Origin of the sequence: Pantoea sp. MBD-2R (assembly GCF_039134845.1) — a bacterium.
GTDB lineage: Bacteria > Pseudomonadota > Gammaproteobacteria > Enterobacterales > Enterobacteriaceae > Erwinia.
On sequence record NZ_CP152417.1, the window covers coordinates 1,417,202 to 1,440,022 of the forward strand.

The 22,821-nt window shown below is 55.7% G+C and carries 19 protein-coding genes and 1 pseudogene; 14 read left to right on the forward strand and 6 right to left on the reverse strand.

Annotation, left to right across the window (positions count from 1 at the left end):
* Positions 1–80: 80 nt before the first annotated feature.
* Positions 81–650 carry a DedA family protein gene (locus tag AAGQ96_RS06590; protein ID WP_342755103.1) on the reverse strand — a complete coding sequence of 190 codons (570 nt, stop codon included), beginning with the start codon at positions 648–650 and terminating at the stop codon, positions 81–83.
* A 215-nt stretch (positions 651–865) separates the two neighbouring features.
* Between AAGQ96_RS06590 and AAGQ96_RS06595 the strand changes: the two genes are divergently transcribed.
* From AAGQ96_RS06595 to AAGQ96_RS06605, 3 genes are all read left to right on the forward strand, one after another.
* Positions 866–1,453 carry a Yip1 family protein gene (locus AAGQ96_RS06595; RefSeq protein WP_147196440.1) on the forward strand — a complete coding sequence of 196 codons (588 nt, stop codon included), beginning with the start codon at positions 866–868 and terminating at the stop codon, positions 1,451–1,453.
* Positions 1,454–1,632: 179 nt separating this feature from the next.
* Positions 1,633–2,577 carry a D-alanyl-D-alanine endopeptidase gene (gene pbpG / locus AAGQ96_RS06600; protein WP_147200554.1) on the forward strand — a complete coding sequence of 315 codons (945 nt, stop codon included), beginning with the start codon at positions 1,633–1,635 and terminating at the stop codon, positions 2,575–2,577.
* 99 nt (positions 2,578–2,676) lie between these two features.
* Positions 2,677–5,112, forward strand: coding sequence for a DUF3772 domain-containing protein (locus tag AAGQ96_RS06605; RefSeq protein WP_147196442.1), 2,436 nt, complete (start codon positions 2,677–2,679; stop codon positions 5,110–5,112).
* 123 nt (positions 5,113–5,235) lie between these two features.
* On the opposite strand, the gene dld is transcribed toward AAGQ96_RS06605, so the two are convergent.
* Positions 5,236–6,966, reverse strand: coding sequence for a D-lactate dehydrogenase (dld, locus tag AAGQ96_RS06610; protein ID WP_342755104.1), 1,731 nt, complete (start codon positions 6,964–6,966; stop codon positions 5,236–5,238).
* 191 nt (positions 6,967–7,157) lie between these two features.
* Here dld and bglX point away from each other — a divergent pair, with 191 nt between their 5' ends.
* From bglX to idi, 4 genes are all read left to right on the forward strand, one after another.
* On the forward strand, positions 7,158–9,449 hold the full coding sequence (bglX, locus tag AAGQ96_RS06615; protein ID WP_342755105.1) for a beta-glucosidase BglX: 2,292 nt from the start codon (positions 7,158–7,160) through the stop codon (positions 9,447–9,449).
* A gap of 81 nt (positions 9,450–9,530) precedes the next feature.
* Entirely contained in the window at positions 9,531–10,403 is an 873-nt protein-coding gene (locus AAGQ96_RS06620) for an oxygenase MpaB family protein (RefSeq protein WP_147196447.1), read from the forward strand.
* Positions 10,404–10,495: 92 nt separating this feature from the next.
* The gene (locus AAGQ96_RS06625) at positions 10,496–11,605 is read left to right on the forward strand and encodes a suppressor of fused domain protein (RefSeq protein WP_342755106.1); all 1,110 of its coding nucleotides are present in this window, start codon (positions 10,496–10,498) and stop codon (positions 11,603–11,605) included.
* 91 nt (positions 11,606–11,696) lie between these two features.
* A complete protein-coding gene (gene idi / locus AAGQ96_RS06630) occupies positions 11,697–12,239 on the forward strand; it encodes an isopentenyl-diphosphate Delta-isomerase (protein WP_147196451.1) in 543 nt (180 codons plus the stop codon).
* Positions 12,240–12,298: 59 nt separating this feature from the next.
* Here idi and AAGQ96_RS06635 read toward each other — a convergent pair whose 3' ends face one another.
* The gene (locus AAGQ96_RS06635; protein WP_342755107.1) at positions 12,299–13,777 is read right to left on the reverse strand and encodes an MFS transporter; all 1,479 of its coding nucleotides are present in this window, start codon (positions 13,775–13,777) and stop codon (positions 12,299–12,301) included.
* Between the two features lie 197 nt (positions 13,778–13,974).
* Here AAGQ96_RS06635 and AAGQ96_RS06640 point away from each other — a divergent pair, with 197 nt between their 5' ends.
* Genes AAGQ96_RS06640 through AAGQ96_RS06655 form a run of 4 tightly spaced genes read left to right on the forward strand, consistent with a single transcriptional unit; the run spans position 13,975 to position 17,744 of the window.
* Positions 13,975–14,895: an ABC transporter substrate-binding protein gene (locus tag AAGQ96_RS06640; RefSeq protein WP_342755108.1), complete on the forward strand. Its 921-nt coding sequence runs from the start codon at positions 13,975–13,977 to the stop codon at positions 14,893–14,895.
* 35 nt (positions 14,896–14,930) lie between these two features.
* On the forward strand, positions 14,931–16,088 hold the full coding sequence (locus AAGQ96_RS06645; protein WP_147196457.1) for an ABC transporter permease: 1,158 nt from the start codon (positions 14,931–14,933) through the stop codon (positions 16,086–16,088).
* Positions 16,085–17,017: an ABC transporter ATP-binding protein gene (locus AAGQ96_RS06650; RefSeq protein WP_342755109.1), complete on the forward strand. Its 933-nt coding sequence runs from the start codon at positions 16,085–16,087 to the stop codon at positions 17,015–17,017. Before AAGQ96_RS06645 ends, AAGQ96_RS06650 begins: the two co-directional genes overlap by 4 nt.
* Position 17,018: 1 nt before the next feature.
* Positions 17,019–17,744, forward strand: a complete 726-nt coding sequence (locus AAGQ96_RS06655; RefSeq protein WP_342755110.1) for an ABC transporter permease — start codon at positions 17,019–17,021, stop codon at positions 17,742–17,744.
* Here the strand turns inward: AAGQ96_RS06655 and AAGQ96_RS06660 are convergent.
* Positions 17,731–17,835 (reverse strand): protein YohO, encoded by a 105-nt coding sequence (locus tag AAGQ96_RS06660; RefSeq protein WP_147196463.1) that lies wholly within the window; start codon positions 17,833–17,835, stop codon positions 17,731–17,733. The two genes, AAGQ96_RS06655 and AAGQ96_RS06660, sit on opposite strands and share 14 nt — an antisense overlap.
* 102 nt (positions 17,836–17,937) lie before the next feature.
* The gene (locus AAGQ96_RS06665; RefSeq protein WP_147196465.1) at positions 17,938–18,666 is read right to left on the reverse strand and encodes a MerR family transcriptional regulator; all 729 of its coding nucleotides are present in this window, start codon (positions 18,664–18,666) and stop codon (positions 17,938–17,940) included.
* Between the two features lie 177 nt (positions 18,667–18,843).
* Between AAGQ96_RS06665 and AAGQ96_RS06670 the strand changes: the two genes are divergently transcribed.
* Positions 18,844–19,374: a GNAT family N-acetyltransferase gene (locus AAGQ96_RS06670; RefSeq protein WP_342755111.1), complete on the forward strand. Its 531-nt coding sequence runs from the start codon at positions 18,844–18,846 to the stop codon at positions 19,372–19,374.
* 144 nt (positions 19,375–19,518) lie between these two features.
* Positions 19,519–20,292: a DUF3750 domain-containing protein gene (locus tag AAGQ96_RS06675; protein WP_342755112.1), complete on the forward strand. Its 774-nt coding sequence runs from the start codon at positions 19,519–19,521 to the stop codon at positions 20,290–20,292.
* 46 nt (positions 20,293–20,338) lie between these two features.
* On the opposite strand, the pseudogene AAGQ96_RS06680 reads toward AAGQ96_RS06675, so the two are convergent.
* Positions 20,339–20,461 (reverse strand): annotated as a pseudogene (locus AAGQ96_RS06680) (arginase family protein); the annotation flags it as partial.
* Positions 20,462–20,653: 192 nt separating this feature from the next.
* On the opposite strand from AAGQ96_RS06680, the gene dinG reads away from it, so the two are divergent.
* Entirely contained in the window at positions 20,654–22,813 is a 2,160-nt protein-coding gene (dinG, locus tag AAGQ96_RS06685; protein WP_147196472.1) for an ATP-dependent DNA helicase DinG, read from the forward strand.
* The last annotated feature ends 8 nt before the right edge of the window (positions 22,814–22,821 follow it).

Here is a 22,821-nt window from a genome sequence, read left to right on the forward strand (position 1 = left end):
GGACTCAGGCTGCCACCCGCCTTTTATCCATCAGGTGCAAGGCGGGTGCGGCTTGATGAAAAATAATGAACAGCTTGTTTTCAGTTATTTTCCCGTGCTGAGCGGCGCTTGAACCAAATCCGCACGCCCCAGACCAGCACCAGAATCAGCACCACCCAGAAAATCTGCTTGAGATGGCGATCCAGTGCATGCAGCCACGGCGCAATAACCTGTCCGCCGACATAGCCTAAAGAGACAAAAATCAGCGCCCACAGGACGGCACCGATCACGTTTAGCAGCATAAACTTGTGCGGTTTTAACCGGCTGGCACCAATGATAATTGGCCCGACAATCCTCAGGCCATACATAAACCTGACGCCAATCACAAACAGCACCGGACGCTTGCGGATCAGCCGGTTGGCTTTGGCGATTTGTGTCTGATGCTTTTTAAAGCGTTTAAGAATAGTGTCGCCATAGTAGCGACCAAGGAAAAACAGTGCGGTATCGCCCAGAATCCCGCCCAGCATTGCTACCACGACCACCCAGCCATAATGCAACAGTCCTTCATGTGCAGCGACGCCACCCAGCAAGGTGAACGTTTCCCCTTCGGCAATGCAGCCAAAAAACAGCGCCAGGTAACCGTATTGTGAGATGAGGTGATTAACATCCATATGTGTGAACTCCTGCGGTTGTTGCGCTAAAACCCCTAAGTCTAACCGCTCTGGCTTAAAGCGGGTCAAAAGAGGGCAATTTCGCTATTTTTTTTCGTAACAAACTGAAGCGCTTACCGGAAACCTGCGCTGGGTAAAAAATAAACAGTTCATCATCACTTATACTTCAGCATGTCGCCAACCCGGGCGACTCGCTAAGGCTGAGGAGAGAAGATATGAACCACGTTTGGGGACTTCTTGCGCATCCTGACCGGGAGATGCGTGATATCAAGCAAGAGAACGAAACCGTCTCGCATCACTATACCCACCATGTTCTGTTAATGGCGCTTATACCTGTGGTCTGTGCATTTATTGGCACAACGCAGCTTGGCTGGGATTTTGGCGCTCAGCGAACCGTTCAGCTTTCGATGGTGAGTGGCGTTGGCCTGGCTATTCTGTTTTACGCCCTGATCCTGGCGGGCGTTGCGGTAATGGGCAGGGTGATTTACTGGATGGCGCGCGACTATCCACAGCGTCCCAGCCTTCAGCGTTGTACCGTCTTTGCTGGCTATGTTGCGACACCGCTATTTTTAAGCGGGCTGGTTGCGCTCTATCCACTGGTTTGGCTGTGTCTGTTCGTCGGCACAATGGCGCTGGTTTACACCGGTTATTTGCTCTATGTCGGTATTCCCATGTTCCTCAATATCGATCGTGAAGAGAGCCTGCGTTTTTCTGGCTCCACGCTGGCGATTGGCATCCTGGTTTTGGAAGTATTGATGGCACTCACTGTTGTGCTGTGGGGCTACGGCTATCGGCTTTTCTAGCTTCATTCGCCGCCGGGTTCCCGGCGGCGTTCTGGTAACGCCCGGAAACGAATATCCTGTAGGCGAAAAGTTAAATTTCATCGTATGATGCGCTTGCCAGCCCCCGTGAGGCCTGCTGTTTGCGGTGGCGGCGTGTGGCATTGCCATACCTGAATCACTACCCGCTTAAGTTTTTAACGATGCCTGCAAAAATCCGCTTGTCTCTTCTGAGTTTAGCTCTGCTTTTTTCTGGTCAGGCTCTTCTGCATCAGGCCGTCGCCAGTCCACGTCTGGCGGAAGTCGCCCCAGCAGCGCCACAGATTGCTTCTGGCAGTGCCATGGTTGTCGATCTCAATAACAACAAAGTGATCTATGCCAGTCATCCTGACCTGGTCAGACCCATGGCTTCCATTACTAAATTAATGACGGTAATGGTGACGCTGGATGCTCATCTGCCGATGGACGAAATGCTTAACGTCGACATCAGCCACACGCCTGAAATGCGCGGCGTCTTTTCCCGCGTCCGGCTGAACAGCGAAATCAGTCGTAAAAACATGATGCTGCTGGCACTCATGTCATCGGAAAACCGTGCGGCTGCCAGCCTGGCGCATCATTATCCTGGCGGCTACGATGCGTTTATCCGCGCGATGAATGCCAAAGCACGTGCCCTGGGCATGACGCATACGCATTATGTCGAGCCAACCGGCTTGTCGATCCAGAACGTCTCTACCGCACGTGATTTGACCAAACTACTGATGGCAACCCGAAGCTATCCGCTGATTGGACAACTGAGCACGACGCATGAAGAGATGGCCAGTTTTACCAGCCCAAATTACACGCTGCCGTTCCGCAACACTAACCATCTGGTCTACCGCCCGGACTGGAGCATTCAGCTGACCAAAACCGGCTTTACCAACGAGGCGGGCCACTGCCTGGTGATGCGTACCGTAATTAATCAGCGTCCGGTTGCGCTGGTGGTGATGGACGCCTTTGGCAAATATACCCATTTTGCTGATGCTAACCGTCTGCGCACCTGGATGGAAACGGGGAAAGTTTCACCGGTTCCGGCTGCGGCACTGAGCTATAAAAAGCAGAAAGCGGCAGAAGTGGTCAGTAACGACGGTCGCTCGGAAGCCGTCGAATAGTCAGGAAATCCTCTAGTGTCGGACCAGACAAAAGCTTAGACTGAGGCAAGCTTTTCTTGCTCTGGCTGGTCCGGCCTTGTTTGATATCTGGAAATTTTCATGTCTACATTATTCACCTTTATTCGCGTCTGTTTGCTGACACTGCTGGTTTTTTCGCCGGTCATGGTGCAGGCAGCAGACGATCAAACCAGCGAGCAAAGCAGCGAGGCACCGGCTAAAATCAATGCCGCTGTTGAACTGCCTAAAATGCAGAAAGTGCTGGATAAAATTAAGCAGCAGGTCTCCGGCGAAACCAACGACAGCAAGCTGAACGCGCTGAACGATTTGGCGCTGGAGCTTTCCAGCGATGCCGACACCTTAGTTCAGAGCATCACGCCGCAGCGTGCGCAGCTACAGGCGCAGCTGGCGGTTCTTGGCCCGGCGCCAAAAGCAGAAAGCGGCGTGAAAGAGACCGCAGAAGTCACCAGCAAGCGTAAAAATCTGGAAAGCCAGAAAAGCAAAATGGATGACCAGATCAAACAGGCTGAGGCGATCAAAAGCAGCGCCATCAATCTCTCCTCGCAAATTGTTAATCTGCGCCGTGATGCGCTAAAAACCCAGCTGGCGCTGAATGCCGGCAGTATTTTTGGCCCGCGCTTCTGGTCGCCGCTGTTTAATACCCAAAGCGATGACAATAACAAAGTCCATGACTTTATCGGCGAGCTGGCCGATACCGCGGCGCTTTCCTGGCAGCCGGGCTGGCGTTTTGGCACGGCTTTCTGGATCGTACTGGCTGGCCTGGTGGCAACCTTTGGACGTCGCTACTCCGAGGAGTTTTTGGCGTGGGTAGGCATTCATCTTCTGCCAGAAGGGCGCCTGCGTCGTAGCTTCCTTGCGGCGGCCATTGCCATGACCACGCTGGTGGCGATCGTGCTCTCATTTAACTTCCTCGATCTGGCCTTTACCCGCCATGATGAGGTGACGGACGACGTGCGGGATTTTGCCGATAAACTGGTCAGTCTGAGTATTTTGTGTGGCCTGATCGCCGGCCTTGGCCGGGCGTTTCTCTCAACCCGGCGGCCTTCCTGGCGCCTGCCAACCATCTCCAACGAAGTGGCACTGGCGTTAAAACCTTTTCCTCCGCTGACGGCCGGACTGGTCTTTGTTTTCCAGGCGCTGGAAAACCTGAACAGCAGCGCCAATACCAGCGTCGGCACCACGGTGTTAGCTAACGGTATTACTGCACTCCTGATTGGGGCAACCGCGCTTTCTATTAGCTTCCGTACCAATCGTGTTCGTCGGCGTATGGTGCTGGAGGGTTCCCAGCCGGAAGCGAAATCGACGCTGGTGGGCCTGATCCAAATGGCGATCACGCTGATTGGCGTCGCCATTATGGTTACGCTGGTGATTGGCTATGTCACCTTTGCCCGATTCCTGAGCTATGAGCTGATCTGGATGGGCATTGTTTTTGGCTCTTTCTACATCCTCAGTCATCTGGTGACGGACGGCTGCGAAAGCCTGTTTTCCACCAGCAACGCCAGCGGCAAGGGCATTCAGCGCTCGTTAAATATCGACGAACGTCATCTCAGCCAGGTAGCGGTGCTGCTGGGGGCGCTCGGTAAAACGATACTGGTGCTGGCGGCAGCCATGGCGTTACTGAACGGCACTTTCGGCAGCGCTACGCCGATTGAGCTGGTACAAAAAGCCATTGAGTTCTGGGGTGGAAAAGGGCTGGAGTCGCTGAATATTGTTCCGGCGCACGTGCTCAACGCGCTGCTGTGTCTGATTGTCGGCATCTATGTGCTGCGGTCGGTGAAGCGCTGGCTGGATCAGGATTTCCTGCCAAAAACCACTATGGATACCGGTATGCGCGTCTCGCTGATCACGCTGTTCAGCAACGTGGGTTATGTGCTGGTCTTCCTGCTGGCCCTGTCGATCATGGGGCTGCAATGGAACAAGCTGGCGTGGATCGTCAGTGCGCTGTCGGTAGGTATCGGTTTTGGCTTGCAGGAGATCGTAAAGAACTTTATTTCCGGTTTGATCCTGCTAACCGAACGTCCGGTCAAGGTCGGCGATTTGGTGAGCATCAGCGGCATCGAGGGCGATATCCGTCGTATTAACGTGCGCGCCACCGAAATTCAGCTGGGCGACAAATCAACGGTAATCGTCCCTAACTCGCAGTTTATCTCGCAGAACGTGCGTAACGCGACGATGGGCAATGCGCAGGGCGTGGTAACGATCACGCTGACTTTCCCGCTGGACATCGATCCGGTGCTGGTTCGTCAGCTGCTGCTTGATGTTTACATTGATAATGAGCGCATTCTGGAAATGCCAGAGCCATCGGTCTCATTTAAAGATCTCACTTCGGCAGGTATCGTACTGGCTGTCACCGGCAACGTCGCCAGCCCGCGTCAGGTTTCCGGCGCAAAAAGCGATCTGCTGTTCGATATCCTGACTCGCCTGCGCAAAGAGGGCGTCGTGCTGTCGACACCGCAAACCATGATTGTGGAACAGCGTAACGGGCAGAAGGTGGTGGTGCAGGACGGCGAGATTTAATCGTTTAGCCGCCGGTGTGGATGCTTTGGTGATGCGCCGCAAAACGGCGCTGCCGAATGAGCACCTGAAAGCAAAAAACCCGCTTAATGGCGGGTTTTTTGCGCTAAAGGCCAGGGCAATTTCTCATTTTTCCTGCTTGCCGCAGCTGCATTCCAGCCAGTTTTTTGCCTTGGTGGTTTTGCCGATACCGGGATTGAAACTGTTGGTCGGATCGAGCTGTCGATAGAAATCCTTCAGCTGGGGTTTGGCGACATATAAATGCCCAACGTTATGTTCGGCCGGATATTCCGCGCCGCGTTCTGCCAAAATCGCCAGCATCTTCTCTTTCAGCGCATGGACATCCACGCCTTTTTTCACAATGTAATCCTGATGGAAGACATGGCAGAAAAAGTGGCCGTAATAGAGGCGATGTACCAGCGCATCGTCAAACTCTGCGGGCAGTTGCTCAAACCAGTCGCGATCGTTACGGCGCAAAGCGATATCCAGCGCCAGAATATCCTCCACGTCCTGATGATGTACGGCATGATAACGAACGGCAGCGCCCGCTGCGGCAAAGCGATGCAGAAACGCTTTTGTCCCTTCTTCCGGCGTACATTCGAAAAATTGGCCGTCCGCCTGCTGAAAATAGCGGGTCAGATAGTCACGCGCTTCGGCCACCCCAGCACCGGACATCTTCAGCATCAGATGATGCTCAAAACGATCGCGGTACTGTTTCAGCCGCGGCGGAAGATGAGAAGGAAGTACATTACTCACCTTTTGCAGCAGGCGATCGATCAGGTTCGGTTTGATAAACGAAACGCGGCGCAACAGCGCATCGGCACGGCCTTTGAGCGTGAAAAACAGCGGCATCTTGTCGGTGCCGAGTTTATCGATCATCACAAAGGTATCTTTACCGTAGGTTTCGGCAATATCGAAAATATCGCGATGCAGATATTCTCCCGCAACCGGCAACTCTTTAAATTCACTAAGAATATGGCGGCGCAGTTCGTCCAGCACCGCAGTTTGGTTGGTGCCGATATAAAAGACCTGCTGGGCAGGCTCTACGGGAAAGGTATCCAACCGCACGGCAAACACCGCCAGTTTGCCCGCGCAGCCGGACGCTTCAAACAGCCGGCGGGGATCGGCGTTAAAACGCGAAGGGGTGTCGGCCTGTACATCACGCACGCGCTGCGCATAGTCGTGATCGGAGGCGTGGCGATTATCGTATTTCACATCGGCTGGCCGCCAGTTCTCGTCGTCGAGACGGCCAAGGATCTGTTCAGGCGTGCTGCCAAGGTCGATGCCCAGATGATTAACCAGCGTCAGTTTGCCGTTAGCATCGAGCTGGGCATACAGCGCCATTTCACTAAAGGCCGGGCCACGCTTAATCAGCGAACCGCCTGAATTATTACAAATGCCGCCCAGCACCGATGCGCCAATGCAGGACGATCCGATCACCGAGTGGGGTTCTCGCCCCAGAGGCTTAAGGATTTTCTCCAGCTGATAAAGCGTGCTGCCGGGGAAGGCCAATATCTGCTTCCCCTCGTCCAGCAGCTGGATTTTGTCCATTCTCAGCGTGCTGATAATCACAATGTCGCGGTCGTAATCGTTGCCGTCTGGCGTCGATCCCTCGGTCAGGCCGGTATTGGCCGCCTGCATTAATACAATGACGTCGGCCGCCACGCAGGCGGTAAGGATGCGCCACTGCTCCAGCAGCGTACCGGGGAAGACTACCGCCAGCGCGTCGCCGGAGCCTGAGCGAAAACCTTTGCGGTAGCGTTCAGTCTGGCTGGGATCGGTAAGAAGATGGTTGCGCCCGACGATGCGGGCCAGTTCGTTGACCAGCGTTTTGCTGGACGGGGAGGTTGTTTGCATGTCCTTTGTCCTGTTTTTTCGCACGACATAACTTTAGCACCGCTTAACAACGATGCGGTGTGCCAGCGTCAGCGTATTCAACCGCACCGGTTGAAAACTACCTGCTATCCTCAACTTATGGCACACTGACTGCCCTGAGATTTTTTCGTGATAAATCCTTGCCCTGCCGTTACCTGAGAGAAACCAACACGATGAAATGGATTTGCTCTGTTAGCTTTGCTGCCGCCATTCTGCTGCAGCCTGCCTTCGCGGAAAACGCGGCCCATCCTTTAACGCCAGCAGCCCGCGACGCTTATGTCACCGCTTTGCTGAAAAAAATGACGCTCGACGAAAAAATCGGTCAGCTGCGCTTAATCAGCGTTGGGCCGGATAATCCGAAAGAAGCGATCCGCGAGATGATTGCCCACGAGCAGGTTGGCGCGATTTTTAATACGGTCACGCGGCAGGATATCCGCGCTATGCAGGACCAGGTCATGCAACTCAGCCGCCTTAAAATTCCGCTGTTTTTTGCTTATGACGTGGTTCACGGTCAGCGCACCGTCTTCCCCATCCCGTTAGGGCTGGCGGCCAGCTGGGATCTGAATGCCGTGGCGGAAGTGGGGCGGATTTCCGCCTACGAAGCGGCGGACGATGGGTTGAATATGACCTGGGCGCCGATGGTCGACGTCACGCGTGAGCCGCGCTGGGGACGGGTATCAGAAGGTTTTGGTGAAGATACTTATCTGACCTCGGAACTGGGCCGTACGCTGGTGGCGTCAATGCAGGGCAAAAGTCCGGCAGACCGTTATTCCGTGATGACCAGCGTCAAGCATTTCGCGGCCTATGGTGCCGTGGAAGGCGGCCGGGACTACAACACGGTCGATATGAGCCCGCAGCGGCTGGCACAGGACTATTTACCGCCCTATAAGGCCGCGCTGGATGCCGGTAGCGGCGGCGTGATGGTCGCGCTCAACTCCCTGAACGGCGTTCCGGCAACGGCGGACAGCTGGCTGCTGAAAGATTTATTGCGCGACCAGTGGAAATTTAAAGGGATTACCATCAGCGATCATGGTGCCATCAAAGAGTTGATGAATCACGGCGTTGCCAGCGATCCCGAGGACGCGGTGCGCATTGCTATCAAGTCCGGCGTCAACATGAGCATGAGCGACGAGTACTACAGCAAATATCTGCCGAATTTGGTGAAAAGCGGCGCGGTCAGCGAAAAAGAGATCGACGATGCCACGCGTCACGTGCTGAACGTCAAATATGATATGGGCTTGTTTAACGATCCTTACAGCCATCTTGGCCCGGCAAATAGCGACCCGGCGGATACCAACGCGGAAAGCCGCTTACATCGTGCAGAAGCTCGTGACGTCGCGCGCAAAAGTATTGTGCTGCTGAAAAACCGTCTGGAGACGCTGCCGCTGAAAAAATCCGGCACCATTGCGTTGATCGGTCCTCTGGCCGACAGCCAGCGCGACATTATGGGCAGCTGGTCAGGTGCAGGCGTAGCGGGTCAGTCCGTTACCCTGTTGCAGGGGATGAAAAATGCGACGGCGGATAAGGCGACCATTCTGTATGCCAAAGGCGCAAATGCAACCGACAACAAAGGCGTGCAGGACTTCCTGAACCTGTATGAAAAAGCGGTCACCGTCGATTCACGCACGCCGCAGCAGATGCTGGATGAAGCGGTCGAAACGGCGAAAAAAGCCGATGTGGTTGTCGCCGTCGTCGGGGAAGCGCAGGGCATGGCGCATGAAGCGTCCAGCCGCAGCGAACTGACTATTCCGGCCTCGCAGCAGGCATTAATTGCCGCACTCAAAGCCACCGGTAAACCGCTGGTATTGGTTCTGATGAACGGCCGCCCGCTGACGCTGGTTAAAGAGGATCAGCAGGCCGATGCGCTGCTGGAAACCTGGTTTAGCGGTACCGAAGGCGGTAATGCGATTGCCGACGTGCTGTTTGGCGACTATAACCCGTCGGGCAAGCTGCCAATGTCGTTCCCGCGCTCTGTGGGTCAGATCCCGATTTACTATAATCATCTGAATACCGGCCGTCCTTACAATGCCAGCAAGCCAAACAAATATACGTCGCACTATTACGATGCAGCCAATGGTCCACTGTTCCCGTTTGGCTATGGATTGAGCTATACCACCTTTAACGTGTCGCCTGTCAGCTTGTCGGCTAAAACCCTGCTGCGGAACGGCACAATTAACGCCAGCATCACGCTGACCAATACCGGCAGCCGTGATGGCGCAACGGTGGTGCAGATGTATCTGCACGACCAAACGGCGAGCATCAGCCGCCCGGTTAAAGAGCTGAAAGGCTTTAAACGGGTTATGCTGAAAGCGGGCGAGTCGCAAACCGTGACTTTCCCTGTTGATGTGAACGCGTTGAAATTCTGGAATGCGAAAATGCAGCAGGTTGCCGAGCCGGGCAAATTCAGCGTGATGATTGGGCTGGATTCGGCGCGCACCAGCGAGGCAGAGTTTAGTTATCAGTAAAGCCGCTGGCCTGACAGGCTAACGATTTCAGGGGCGTTAATTCGCCCCTTTTTTACGCCATAATTTTTATCGGAAACCGCTATGCTCTCGTTTCGGGATAAAGTTCAACAGCAGGTCTTTCGCCTCAACGGTTTGGCGATGAGTGATTTCGACCTCTCCCAGCCGCCAGGCGATCCAGGATTGTATGGGCCGGACAGCGTCATCTGGCGGGTTCATGGCGATTTTTCGTCAATGCTCTGTGGTGGGATCGCTGCATTGCTGATGCAGATGCTGCATCCACTGGCGCTGGCTGGCGTCTGGGATCATTCCACTTTTCGCGACGATATGATGGGAAGACTGCGGCGTACCAGCCAGTTTATTGCCGTCACCACTTTCGGTAACACTGCCGATGCCTGGACGCTCATTGAGCGGGTTAAGCAGATCCATTTGCGGGTGAAAGGCGTGGACGCGCAGGGCAAAGCCTATGCCGCCAGCGATCCAGCGCTACTCACCTGGGTTCACGTTGCCGAAACCAGCCGTTTTCTCGCCGCTCACCTGCGTTATAAAAATCCCTCTTTGAGCCTGGAAGATCAGGATCGCTACTACGCGGAAGCGGCGCTAGTGGCTGAAGCGCTGGGTGCCGAAAATGTGCCAAAAACGACGCGCGGCGTGGCGATTTATCTCCAGGCGATGCAGCCACAGCTGCGCTGCGATGAACGCACCAAAGAAGTCCTTGCCCTGTTATTAAATTCTCCTGCACCGAGCTGGCAGGCTCGTCCGGCGATGAAAACGATGATGATGGCCGGGATTGAACTGTTGCCGCCCTGGGCGCAGCAGCAGTTCGGCTTTCGTTTTTCAGGCTATACGCGTCAGCCAATCCGCTGGCGAATGCAATTGCTGGCGGGCGCGCTGCGCTGGTGTATCCGGCGCGGCGCTTATTCACGGGCGATGGCGCGTATGGGCCGGGAACTTTGAGACTCTTTCCCTTGCCCTGACGTGGCACAACAGGAGATCCTGCTCTACTCTCGGAGGAAACAGGAACCCTCCACACCCAGCGTCGAGGCTCTATGACACAGTCGTATCGGATTGCTGAAGTTACCAATCAGCAACAAACGCTTATCGCAACGGTTGAACAGGATGAGCGTGCCGCCTATTTCTATATTCGCCCAGCGGAATCTTTTCGCGGTGAGTTCGCTGTGCGCGGCTGCTGGCTGAGAAACCTGCTGCCCGCGCCCGCGCAGGAAGACAACGAAGCGATGGCTCAGGGCAGGGTGCCGTTGCTCAGCGCCGAGTTCTGCCGCACGTTAGAAGCCGAACCGATGCTGGTACCTGCTGGTTTACAGGTTATTTGGGAGCCGAGCGACGATGGCGCGGCGCTGTGGTATCAGGGGCAGCTGCTGGCCGTCATTCCTGGCTGGAGCTTGTATCAGCAAAAACAGGTTAGCTTCTCGGCGGGCTGCATCAGGGAAAACCGCCTGACCGCGCCGTTGGGTTCAGCCTCGACCAACGACTATTACGCCCGTGCCGAGCAGCATCGTCATTTCTGGCGTGACTGGCACGATGGGCATCTTTGGGAGCCAATGCAGCGCGATTTGCTGAAATGCTATGAAGCGCAGTATGGCGAATCGCTAAAGTATTACGCTATCGATCAGGGCAACTGGCCGCCGATGGCCATCTCGCAGCACTACCATCAGGGCAGCTGGTACTTTCTGACGCTGGGCATGAGTATTCGGCCGATGCCATGGGTCGACTACCTTTATGACGATCTGGCTGCACAATACCGACGTGTTGAGCTGGCAATGGCCATCGACGCTGAAGTAATGACCGAGGAAAACGCGGTACAGATGGCAAGTGCGCTCGCCAGCTTCGCCCATTTTCCCTGGGCGCGGCTCAGCTGGCTGGGAGAAGGGCACACGCTGCAATCTTCCGTAGCGCCGGTAGGTTTTGAGGGATTTATTCTCTCTCACGCGCTGGCACGGGAAGAGAGTCGGTTCGCGCTGCCAAAGCGTGAAGGCGACAAGGTGAACCTGCTGTGGGCATCGCCAGTCACCACCGCAGAGCGTGAATTTGCTGAGGCGGACGACAAAGGCGGACTTGAGCTGATCGATCGCCTGCTGGATTACGGCGCGGGGCATATTTTCCGGCCACGCCAGCAGATCGTTGAACCGGCAAAATAATTGCCGGTACTGTCATAATTCCGCACGATTTTGTGCAGCCATCCTGACTGAAGATATGCCACAATTATCGGAGTTTCCTGAAGGAGTGTGCATGTCTGCAATTGAAGTCATTCTGGTCGATCGTCACGACCGTCCTGTCGGCAGAATGGAAAAGCTGGAAGTTCATCAAAAAGGGTTGCTGCATCGTGCGGTAACGGTGTATGTCTTCAATTCCCGTCATCAACTGTTACTCCAGCAGCGCGCCAGCGGCAAGTATCACTGTGGCGGGCTGTGGAGTAATACGACCTGCGGACATCCTCTGCCGGACGAAAGCACGCAGGATGCCGCCGAACGTCGACTTTTTGAAGAGATGGGGCTACGCCTGACGCTGCATCCAGCTTTTGAACTCAGCTACAACCTGCCGCTCAGCAATGGGCTGATCGAACACGAATATGGGCACGTCTGGTTTGCCTTCAGCGATGCCTTACCCCAGCCCAACCCGGACGAAGCGGACGACTGGCGCTATGCGTCACTGGCTGAGATCCAGCAAGAGATGCAGCAACATCCCGAACGGTTTACGCCCTGGTTCCTGTTAACCTTTGCGCGCGTTCAGCCGGCCTTTGCGCGTTTTTTAGCGCATCAGCAGGCTGGGTAGTGATCCGACTCCGTCGCGCCTCTCTGGCAACACCCCCTGAAAGGATGCGTTGCCAACCATCACTGCTTCTGCGTAGCAAAATCTTCCGCATCCACGTCGTAACCGGAAGGCTCCCAGCGTACGGTCATCAGCGCAATTAATCCTGCCAGCGGAGCCAGGCCAATCACCCAAAACACATTGGTGCCCAGCGTGGCGGAAAGCAGTGGGAACAGGAACAGGGAAACGGTGGAACTGCCGCGCATCAGCGTCTGGTTAAAGCCAACGCCCACGCCGCGCAGCGAGGTTGGGTAGCTTAACGAGGCGAAAGTCATGGTATGCGAACCTGGCCCAAAACCCTGGCCAAACAGAAATAGCGCCAGCATGGCGATGGAGACGGCGGCCTGGCCACCGTTATCCGGTCGGCCAATCAGCGCCAGGCCGATCAGCGCAATAAACTGGCATAAGTAGCCCAGCACGGTCATCTTCCATGCCCCGAAGCGCGGCACCAGACGCACAGCAAGCATGCCGCCGACGAAAGCAAACAGCAGGTTAAGCGCCAGCGAAACTAAAATGGTGGTCAGCATGGATTGTGCGAGGAAGCTGGAGATAATCACCGGCAGACCGAAAGCGACGGCGTTATAAGCGAAAGCGGAAGCAATCGCCGTCACGGTGGCGAGCAGGGTGCGGCGAAGATAGACGCCTTTTAGCAGCTCGCCATAATTGCGCCAGCTGGCACGGCGGGCAGGCGTGGCTGGGGTTAAATCGGCATCCTTTGCTACGTGCGCATTAATGCCATAAGAGTGCCGGAGAATGGCGGCAGCACCGTGCAGATCGCCCTGATTAGCCGCCCAGACCGGCGACTCGCTCATATAACGGCTGCGGATAGCGATGATCAGCAAGGCGGGAACCGCACCGAAGCCTAAAATAATTCGCCACAGCCAGCCCGCCTGCGCCTCGGGTAGCACCGAGTAAAAAAACAGTACCAGCAGATAGGAAACCGAGATGGCGGCATACCAGGTCGGACACCACATCGCAATGCTGGCCGCTTTATTTCCCCGGCCTTTCAGCTTTGAGAACTCGGCTAAGAAGGCCATGGCGACAGGGAGATCGATACCCACGCCCAGTCCCATCACAAAACGTGCAGCGGTCAGCACGTACTCATTGGGTGCCAGCGCACAGGCAAGCGCCGCCACAACAAAGAAGAACATATCGGCCATAAACACGCGGTAACGGCCAATTTTATCGGTGAGATAGCCGCCGATCAGCGCGCCGACAATGGCACCAAAAGCGATCGCCGAAGCCACCATTCCCGCGCCCGCAGGAGAAAGTCCAAATTCGCGCGTCACGTCTTTCATGCCGAAGGCGAGCGCACCTAAATCGTAGGCATCCAGAAAAACGCCGCCGAGCGCAATACCAATAACAATCCGTGCATTACTTCTGGCCTGCGTGCTGGTGTTTACCAGATGCGAGACGTCCGCCGCGCGGCGGATAGCGACAGCTTCGCCAGTGGCGATATTCCCTGCCGTGGCGATATGCGCCGAAGAAATTAAGTCGGTCATGATGTTGTGTTCTGATTTATTAAAATAGTTTTTGAGAATACTCCCGCCTGTAACAGAGTTAAATTCCGGCTGGTTATAAGTTAAAACCAAATCGGCAGGAACGGGTTTTCGTCGTGACTCACCGCGTCATAATAAAGTACTAAGTGATTAATTACTGCGCTATTCTTGAAGCTGACCAGGCAAAAAGGAACCAGGAAATGGCTAAATTGACGGGAAGGGTTGCCGGCATGGCGCTGGCGGTAGCGCTGGCAATGGCGGGCAGCGCTCAGGCAGCGGAACCGGTAAAAGTGGGCTCAAAGATTGATACCGAAGGCTCGCTGTTAGGCAATATCATTCTTCAGGTGTTGGAAAAGCACGGGGTGAAAACCGTTAACAAAATCCAGCTCGGCAATACCCAGGTGGTCAGAGGCGCGATTACGGCGGGAGAGCTGGATATCTACCCGGAATACACCGGCAACGGCGCGTTCTTTTTCCATGACGAACACGATCCGGCCTGGAAAAACGCGCAGGCAGGCTATGAGAAAGTAAAACAGCGGGACGAAGAAAAAAACCAGCTTATCTGGCTCACACCTGCACCGGCTAATAACAGCTGGACGATCGCCGTACGTGGCGACGTCGCGCAAAAAAATCATCTTAATTCCCTTCAGGATCTCAGCGCATATTTGAAAAATGGCGGCACCTTTAAGCTGGCGGCTTCCGCAGAGTTTATTGAGCGCGCCGATGCGCTGCCCGCTTTTCAGCAGGCATACGGCTTTAAGCTGAGTCAGGATCAGCTGCTGTCGCTGGCGGGCGGTGATACCGCGGTGACGCTGAAAGCGGCGGCGCAGCAGACCTCTGGCGTCAATGCGGCCATGGCCTATGGAACCGATGGCCCGGTAGCCGCGCTTGGCCTGCAAACGCTGAGCGATCCTAAGGGCGTGCAGCCAATCTACGCGCCTGCGCCGGTGATCCGCAGTGCGGTGCTGAAAGCGTATCCGCAGATTGGCGACTGGCTGAAGCCCGTTTTCGCCTCGCTGGATGAGAAAACGCTTCAGCAGCTCAACGCGCGCATTGCTGTAGAAGGGATGGATGCTAAGAAAGTCGCGGCGGACTACCTCCGGCAGCAAAAAATGCTGTAACGCGGCAACCACCAGCCTGAGCCGTCGGGGAAATTTTGCGCCTCACTATTCATAATCGCGTTGTACTGACGCTGGCACTTCTGCTGCTTCTCGCGGCCGGATTGCCGCTGCTTAACTGGGCGCCGAATCGCCTGGTCTCCGGGCAGCCGCTGTTCGTGCCGCAATTGCTGGAGGGAAATGGGCTGCTGCTGCTGTTCCCGGCCGGATTGCTGATAGCGCTGGTTTTTCTGCCTCAGAGCAGAGTCAGCCTCGGGCTGATGCTGATATGCAGTGAACTGTTGTTGATGGCGCTGCTTATCACCAGCGGCCGTGAAGCGGGTTTGCTGGCGCAGCGGGGCAGTGAGCTGGCGAGAACCTCATTTGGCAGCGGTTTCTGGCTATCCATCGCGCTGAGCCTGTTAATTGCTGCCGAGGCGATTTCTCACCTGACTTCACACGCACTGTGGCGGCTGCTGCTTAATGGACAAATCTGGCTACCGGTCATCGTTATCATTGCCAGCGGCCAGCTCGATCAGCTGGCACTATTGAAAGAGTATGCCAACCGCCAGGAAGTGTTCGATCAGGCGCTGAGTCGTCATTTACTGCTGCTGTTCGGTACGCTGCTACCAACGCTGCTTATCGGACTGCCGCTCGGCTGGTGCTGCTATCGCTTTCAGGCCGTTCAGTCTGCGGTTTTTCCCGTCCTGAATATCATTCAGACCGTCCCTTCCGTGGCGCTGTTTGGCCTGCTGATTGCACCGTTAAGCGGGCTTGCGCGACAATTTCCCTGGCTTAAAACGCTGGGCGTCAGCGGGATTGGGGTGGCACCGGCGCTCATTGCACTGGTGCTTTACGCGCTGTTGCCGCTGGTGCGAAGCGTGGTGGCCGGGTTGCAAAATGTGCCGCGTGAGGTGACGGAAACCGCCTGGGGAATGGGGATGACGCGCAGCCAGATTTTTTGGCAAGCCGAAATGCCGCTGGCGCTACCGGTGATGCTGGCAGGATTACGGGTTCTTACCGTGCAAACAATGGGCATGGCGGTGGTGGCCGCGCTGATCGGCGCGGGCGGATTCGGTGCGATTATTTTTCAGGGCTTGTTCAGCAGCGCGCTGGAACTGGTGCTGCTGGGCGTCATTCCTGTTGTGGCAATGGCGGTGATTGCCGATGGCTTATTTAAATTCGTTATTACCGCGGTGGAGGCGGCTCGCCCATGATTACCTTTGACCGGGTCAGCAAATATTTTTCGCATAAGGCTGCGGTCAGTGAACTGACGCTGCATATCGCCAAAGGCGAGTTTACGGTGCTGATTGGCACTTCCGGCTCGGGCAAATCCACCACGCTGAAAATGATCAACCGGCTGATTCCCCATGACGAAGGCTCTATTCAGGTGGCGGGAGAGGATATTCGCCGGATCAATCCTCAGACGCTGCGCCGCCGGATGGGCTATGCCATTCAGTCGACGGGCCTGTTTCCTCACTGGACGGTAGAAAAAAATATCGCCACGGTGCCAAACCTGCTGAAATGGCCGCCGCAACAGATTCGGCAGCGCGTCAGTGAACTGCTGGCGCTGCTGCATCTGGATGAATCGCTACGCCAGCGTTATCCGCATCAGCTTTCTGGCGGTCAGCAGCAGCGTGTTGGCGTGGCGCGGGCGCTGGCAGCCGATCCCGAAATACTGCTGATGGACGAACCTTTTGGCGCGCTGGATCCGGTTACGCGGGCGGCATTACAGCAGGAAATTACGCGTATTCACCAGATCTCTGGCCGAACGATTGTACTGGTGACGCACGACGTTGACGAGGCGCTGACGCTGGCCGATCGGCTGGTGTTAATGGATCAGGGGAAAATCGTGCAGCAGGGCACGCCGCTACAGCTGCTGACGCAGCCAGCCAGTGAGTTTGTGCGGGATTTCTTCGGGCGCAGCGAGCTGGGCATCCGGCTTTTATCGCTCGAAAACGCGGGTTCAGCGGCGCGGCGCGGCGAATGGCTTCAGGAGGAGGCGATTGTCGAAACCACCACGCTACGTGAAGCACTGTCACAGTTTATTGCGCGGCGAACCGATCGTCTGGCGGTGATGGATGTTAAACACCAGCCGCTTGGCGTCTTGCATTTTGCCGATCTTATCCGGCCACGGAGAGACTAAGATGCGGTTATTACGCGATCCCCTGATATGGCTGATCCTGTTTTTTATCGCTTTTGTGACGCTGTTGCCGCTGAGCGGCCCGCTTTTTGCCAGAGGGTTTCCCGAGCTGGAAAGGCCAGTCTATCAGCAGGACAGTTTTTGGCAGCTAACGCTGGCGCATATTGAACTGGTGGCGCTTTCCGGCACGATTGCCGTTGTGGCAGGGATGGGATGCGGAATAGCGGTGACGCGGCCAGCGGGGAAAGCCTTTCGATCCACGGTGGAAACGCTGGTCGCGGCGGGACAGACGTTTCCACCGGTTGCGGTGCTTGCTGTCGCCGTTCCACTTATCGGATTTGGTAAAGAGCCGGCGGTGATTGCGCTGGTGCTTTATGGGCTGTTGCCGATCCTCCAGGGCACTCTCGCCGGGATAACCGCCGTTCCGGCCAGCGTCCGTGAGATCGCAGAAGGCGCTGGAATGACACCCTGGCAGGTGTTATTGAGGGTGGAATTGCCGCTGGCCGCACCGGTGATTATTGCTGGCATTCGCACCTCAACAATCGTGAATATCGGCACGGCGGCAATAGCCTCAACGGTGGGCGCGAAAACGCTTGGCTCACCGGTAATTATTGGCCTGAGCGGGTTTAACACCGCCTGGATTATACAGGGAGCCTGCCTGATGGCGCTGCTGGCGGTGATTACCGATCGCCTGTTTGAGCGCCTGTTAAGGCAGTTCAGGAACGAATAAGGATGGTGTATCCGGTTAACATCACGCCGCCAATACCGCCCAGCGCCATCATCAGAAAGATGCAGACCACCCCAATTTTTTGCCAGTTCATGCCGTCGCTCGTTTGCAAATAAAGGAAGACGCGAAGTATAACGTTTTTCGCCCCTCAGGGTTAAGCCTTTGCTGGCTTTTATAACGGCATAAACGGAGGAAATCAGCTCAGGTGCGTGACTAAAAACCCCTGCTCCTGCCAGTGCGACATCTGTTCCTGCTGGCGGCGAGTCAGCGGTTTACCGGTAAAGATAAACAGCTGCTGTCCGGGAAACAGTTCAGGGCGAGGCAGCTCCAGCGGTTCGGCCAGCACGTCCATACGCCATCCCTGCTGCGACAGCCGCCAGGCTTCCAGCCAGATCCGGGTGCGGTCATCTGTTCCCCAGCCAATAATCAGCGCGTCTTTACCGGCTTTTTTTCTGCTGCCGGTCAGACAGAAGGCGACATAATCAATCAGGATGCCGTCCAGCAGGCTACACATCGCTCTTGCCGTGTTCTGATCCAGGCCCAACCGCTGTCTGATCGGAATAAATACGTGATCGATAAGCGCATCGGCGGGATGCTCCCGCCCGGTGGAAGCCACCTTCGCCCGGAGTTTGGAGGGTTTTACGTGGCGCAAAACCGTCATCATCTCTTCCTGAAGCGTTACCCAGCCATCATGAATATTGACGTTTTCGCCTTCCAGCAGCGCTTTTACTTTCCCTACAGGAACGCCGCTTTCAATCCAGCGCTTAATCTCTTCAATGCGCTGAATGTCCTCATCGTCGAACTGACGATGTCCGCCTTCGGTACGCGCGGGTTTCAGCAAGCCGTAGCGACGCTGCCATGCCCGAAGCGTGACCGGATTAATCCTGCATCGTTCAGCAACATCACCAATACTGTATAATGTCATTCATACCCTCAGACCTTATTCCACTCCCTTAACCGTATCGAACTCTTTATTGTTGTACAACTATTATTTGGTTGTACAAGTTGATGTAACGCGTGAAAAACTTTATATCTCATAAGCTGTAACGCTTTCATGCGTCTGATTCGTCCGGCGTCCATATGCACTTCTGGCAGACCGCTAATGAACAACATTGACTATCTATTACTAAATGCTGAGCAGGCTGATTCAGTGCGCGACGAGCTCTTTCATGTCCTGAGCGGCTGTGTCGCTACAGGAGCAAGTATAGGCTTTATCAGCACCGATCCTGAACCCATGATCGCATTCTGGCAAGGCGTAATAAGCAGTCTGGCAGCAGGCGAAAAAAAGCTGCTGGTGGCGCGCCAGCAGGGAAAAGTTGTGGCGACGGTGATTGTGGTGCTGGGCATGATGCCGAACGGCAGCCATCGCGCCGAAATCGCCAAGCTGCTGGTGCATCCTTCCGCCAGGCGACAGGGCATTGCGCGTGCGCTGCTGGAGCGAGCTGAAGATCTTGCTCGCCAGGCAGACCGCTCGCTGCTGGTGCTTGATACCCGTTCCGGTGACGTCGCTGAACAGCTCTACCTGGCGCAGGGTTGGCAAATCAGCGGGCAGATCCCGGCTTATGTGTTATCGACGGAGGGCATACTGGATGCCACCACGGTGATGTACAAGTTTTTAACGCCAGGCGAATAGTGCGTCTTGCGTAAAAAATGATTGAACGCAGTATCTGTTGCCAGTAATGTGATTCTGGTCACATCCTGAGCAGGTGCTGTCGCGGATTGCCTGCCCACCGATCCCCTTTTATGCCACTCGTTACCGTCGGATACACCCAAAAATATGTTCTATCTCAAAGTCATCAGTATCAGCTTTATCTGCGTGCTGCTGCTCTCTTTCGCACAGAGCTATGTTAAAGCCACCCACAGCGGCGTGGTGTTAACCGGTCAGAACTGGTCAACGGCTCGTCGGGATTCCGCCGGGCTGGCACCCGATGCACTGCACTATAAAGACACCGCGATTGTGCAGGTATATGCGGCACCCACCTTTGGCTGGCGCGGTCTGCTCGCCGTGCATCCGTGGATTATTTTTAAGAAAGCGGGCGAGACGCAATATCACCGTTATGAGGTGGTCAGCTGGGGAAGCAGCAATGTGATACGCCAGAACTATGCGCTGCCAGATGGTTTTTGGTTCGGCGCTAAACCGGGTCTGCTGGTGGAACACCGTGGCGCGGCGGCGGAAGCGATGATCCCGCATATTGAAGCCGCTATTGCCAGCTATCCCTGGCCACACACTTATCGCGTCTGGCCAGGCCCTAACAGCAACACCTTTTTAGCGCATATCGGCAGAGAAGTGCCCGCGCTGAAGCTGGATCTTCCGGCGAATGCCATTGGCAAGGACTTCCGCCCGCTAAGCCATCCGATTGGCCTGCCGCCTTCCGGTAAAGGTTTGCAGGTTTCCCTGCTGGGCGCGCTGGGCTTTACGATTGGCGCGCAGGAAGGTGTTGAAATCAACATTCTGGCCTTTAACCTGGGCGTGGATGTCCGCTCTCCGGCGCTGCGCTTGCCTTTTATTGGCCGTCTGGGCATGGCGAAAGCCAGCGACGTCAGCGGTTGAATTTAACGCCTGGCAGCACGCAGAGCATTTCATAAAGAATATTGGCGGCCAGCTGCGAGGTGGTGCCGTGAGCGATCTTTTCGCCAAACATTTCATCGTTGGTATCGGTGTGGGCATCAACATGAATCAGACCCACCGGCCCGTGTTTTTTCACCAGCGCCCGTAAAATTGCGGCCGAACGATGTAGCTATCAGGCAATGTTTTCGCTGATCTCCCGGCGTGGCCGCAGCCGTGAACCACTTCTGCGCGCCTTCCGTGATGAGGCAAAATTGCGTGCCGTGCTGAAGGATTAAACATGAAGTGCTGACGTAAAGTGCGTACTGTGTAAAAATACAGGTCGTTTTAGAAAAAAGTGGTCGTCATGGCGTTAAATGCCGCGTTAAAAGCGCAAATCGCTGGGTGGTACAAAGCCCTTCAGCAGCAAATTCCCGATTTTATTCCCCGCGCGCCGCAGCGGCAGATGATTGCCGAAGTGGCAAAAACGCTGGCCGGCGACGATGGCCGTCATCTGGCGATTGAAGCGCCTACGGGCGTCGGGAAAACGCTTTCCTATCTGATCCCGGGAATTGCTGTGAGCCGTGCGGAGGAGAAGCCGCTGGTGGTCAGTACCGCAAACGTGGCGTTGCAGGATCAAATCTTCAGTAAAGATCTGCCGCTGCTGAAAAAGATCATCCCCGATCTGCAATTTACCGCGGCCTTTGGGCGCGGGCGCTATGTTTGTCCCCGGAATCTCTCCGCGCTGGCAACCGATGAAGAGAAGCAGGGCGATTTGCTGCTGTTTCTTGACGATCGTATGACCGCCAGCAAAGACGAGCGCGAGCTTTGCACGTCGCTTGAAAAAAACCTCAATCGTCATCAGTGGGACGGTCTGCGCGACCACTGTGAAGAGACCATTGATGATTCGCTCTGGCAGCGCCTGAGTACTGATAAAGCCAACTGTCTCGGCAGCAACTGCCACTGGTTCCGGGAATGCCCGTTTTATGTAGCACGCCGGGAAATTGAAAATGCCGATGTGGTAGTGGCGAACCATGCGCTGGTGATGGCGGCGCTGGAAACGGAGTCGGTACTGCCGCCGCCGAAGAATCTGCTGCTGGTGCTGGATGAAGGCCATCATCTGCCGGATGTTGCCCGTGATGCGCTGGAGATGAGCGGCGACATTACGCCCGCCTGGAGCACGCTTCAGCTTGACCTGTTCTGCCGCCTGGTTGAACAGTGTATGGCGCAGTTCCGTCCTAAAAGGCCGCCGAATCTCAGTAATCCTGAGCGGCTGAAGGCACATTGTGAAGAGGTGCGCGAGCAGCTTCAGCAGCTGTCGCAGATCCTCAACCAGCTCCTGCCGGCAGATCCGCAGGAAGCGGAATACCGTTTTGAAATGGGGCGGCTGCCGGAAGAGGTGATGACGATTTGCGCGCGGCTGTTTAAGCTCAGTGACGGACTGCGCGGGCTGGCTGAAGCGTTGATGAACGATTTGAGTGAAAAGACCGGGCAGTTTGACGTGGTGCGCCTGCACCGCACGCTGCTGCAAATGAACCGCGCGCTTGGCTGGTTTGAAGCCAGCACCAAGCTGTGGCGGCTTTCGGCAATGGAACAGGCTTCCGGCGCACCGGTATCGAAGTGGGTGACCCGAGAGCTGCGCGAAGGCAATCCGCATCTGCTGTTCCACTGTGCCGGGATCCGCGTTAGCGACCAGCTGGAAAAACTGCTGTGGCGCAAAATTCCCCATGTGGTGCTGACCTCCGCGACGCTGCGCTCGCTGAACAGCTTTCAGCGCCTACAGGAAATGGCTGGCCTGAGTGAAAAAGTGGGCGACCGTTTCGTCGCGCTGGATTCGCCGTTTAACCACGTCACCCAGGGCAAGCTGATTATTCCTCAGATGCGCTATGAGCCGATGCTGGCTAATGAAGTCGCGCATCTGGCTGAAATGGCGCATTTTTTCCGCCAGCAGATCAAAGAGGGCGCGCACAAAGGCATTCTGGTGCTGTTTGCCAGCGGCCGGGCAATGCAGCAATTTATTGCTTATCTGCCCGAGCTGCGGCTGATGATGCTGGTACAGGGTGACAAACCGCGTCCGGCGCTGGTGGCGCTGCATCGTAAAAAAGTGCAGCAGGGTGAAACCAGCGTGCTGGTCGGTTTGCAGTCGTTTGCCGAGGGGCTGGATCTGAAAGGCGATCTGCTTTCGCAGGTGCATATTCATAAAATTGCTTTCCCCCCGGTGGACAGTCCGGTTATTTTGACCGAGGGCGAATGGCTGAAAAGCCTGAAGCGTTATCCGTTTGAAGTCCAAAGCCTGCCAAGCGCCTCTTTTAACTTAATTCAGCAGGTTGGCCGACTGATCCGCAGTCATGAATGTTTTGGCGAAATCATCATTTACGACGGACGCCTGTTGAGCAAAAGCTATGGCGCGCGTCTGCTGGGCGCGCTGCCGGTATTTCCGATTGAACAACCGGCTATGCCCGCAGGGGAACTGCCCAAGGCCAGCCCGCTGCTGAAAACGAAAAAAGCCGTGCGCCGTCGTCGCTAACAACTCAA

What these genes read in the sequence shown, in the direction of transcription:
- AAGQ96_RS06590 (WP_342755103.1), bottom strand. Translation starts at nt 650, where the DNA reads ATGGATGTTAATCACCTCATCTCACAATACGGTTACCTGGCGCTGTTT.
- AAGQ96_RS06595 (WP_147196440.1), top strand. Translation starts at nt 866, where the DNA reads ATGAACCACGTTTGGGGACTTCTTGCGCATCCTGACCGGGAGATGCGT.
- pbpG (WP_147200554.1), top strand. Translation starts at nt 1,633, where the DNA reads ATGCCTGCAAAAATCCGCTTGTCTCTTCTGAGTTTAGCTCTGCTTTTT.
- AAGQ96_RS06605 (WP_147196442.1), top strand. Translation starts at nt 2,677, where the DNA reads ATGTCTACATTATTCACCTTTATTCGCGTCTGTTTGCTGACACTGCTG.
- dld (WP_342755104.1), bottom strand. Translation starts at nt 6,966, where the DNA reads ATGCAAACAACCTCCCCGTCCAGCAAAACGCTGGTCAACGAACTGGCC.
- bglX (WP_342755105.1), top strand. Translation starts at nt 7,158, where the DNA reads ATGAAATGGATTTGCTCTGTTAGCTTTGCTGCCGCCATTCTGCTGCAG.
- AAGQ96_RS06620 (WP_147196447.1), top strand. Translation starts at nt 9,531, where the DNA reads ATGCTCTCGTTTCGGGATAAAGTTCAACAGCAGGTCTTTCGCCTCAAC.
- AAGQ96_RS06625 (WP_342755106.1), top strand. Translation starts at nt 10,496, where the DNA reads ATGACACAGTCGTATCGGATTGCTGAAGTTACCAATCAGCAACAAACG.
- idi (WP_147196451.1), top strand. Translation starts at nt 11,697, where the DNA reads ATGTCTGCAATTGAAGTCATTCTGGTCGATCGTCACGACCGTCCTGTC.
- AAGQ96_RS06635 (WP_342755107.1), bottom strand. Translation starts at nt 13,777, where the DNA reads ATGACCGACTTAATTTCTTCGGCGCATATCGCCACGGCAGGGAATATC.
- AAGQ96_RS06640 (WP_342755108.1), top strand. Translation starts at nt 13,975, where the DNA reads ATGGCTAAATTGACGGGAAGGGTTGCCGGCATGGCGCTGGCGGTAGCG.
- AAGQ96_RS06650 (WP_342755109.1), top strand. Translation starts at nt 16,085, where the DNA reads ATGATTACCTTTGACCGGGTCAGCAAATATTTTTCGCATAAGGCTGCG.
- AAGQ96_RS06655 (WP_342755110.1), top strand. Translation starts at nt 17,019, where the DNA reads ATGCGGTTATTACGCGATCCCCTGATATGGCTGATCCTGTTTTTTATC.
- AAGQ96_RS06660 (WP_147196463.1), bottom strand. Translation starts at nt 17,835, where the DNA reads ATGAACTGGCAAAAAATTGGGGTGGTCTGCATCTTTCTGATGATGGCG.
- AAGQ96_RS06665 (WP_147196465.1), bottom strand. Translation starts at nt 18,666, where the DNA reads ATGACATTATACAGTATTGGTGATGTTGCTGAACGATGCAGGATTAAT.
- AAGQ96_RS06670 (WP_342755111.1), top strand. Translation starts at nt 18,844, where the DNA reads ATGAACAACATTGACTATCTATTACTAAATGCTGAGCAGGCTGATTCA.
- AAGQ96_RS06675 (WP_342755112.1), top strand. Translation starts at nt 19,519, where the DNA reads ATGTTCTATCTCAAAGTCATCAGTATCAGCTTTATCTGCGTGCTGCTG.
- dinG (WP_147196472.1), top strand. Translation starts at nt 20,654, where the DNA reads ATGGCGTTAAATGCCGCGTTAAAAGCGCAAATCGCTGGGTGGTACAAA.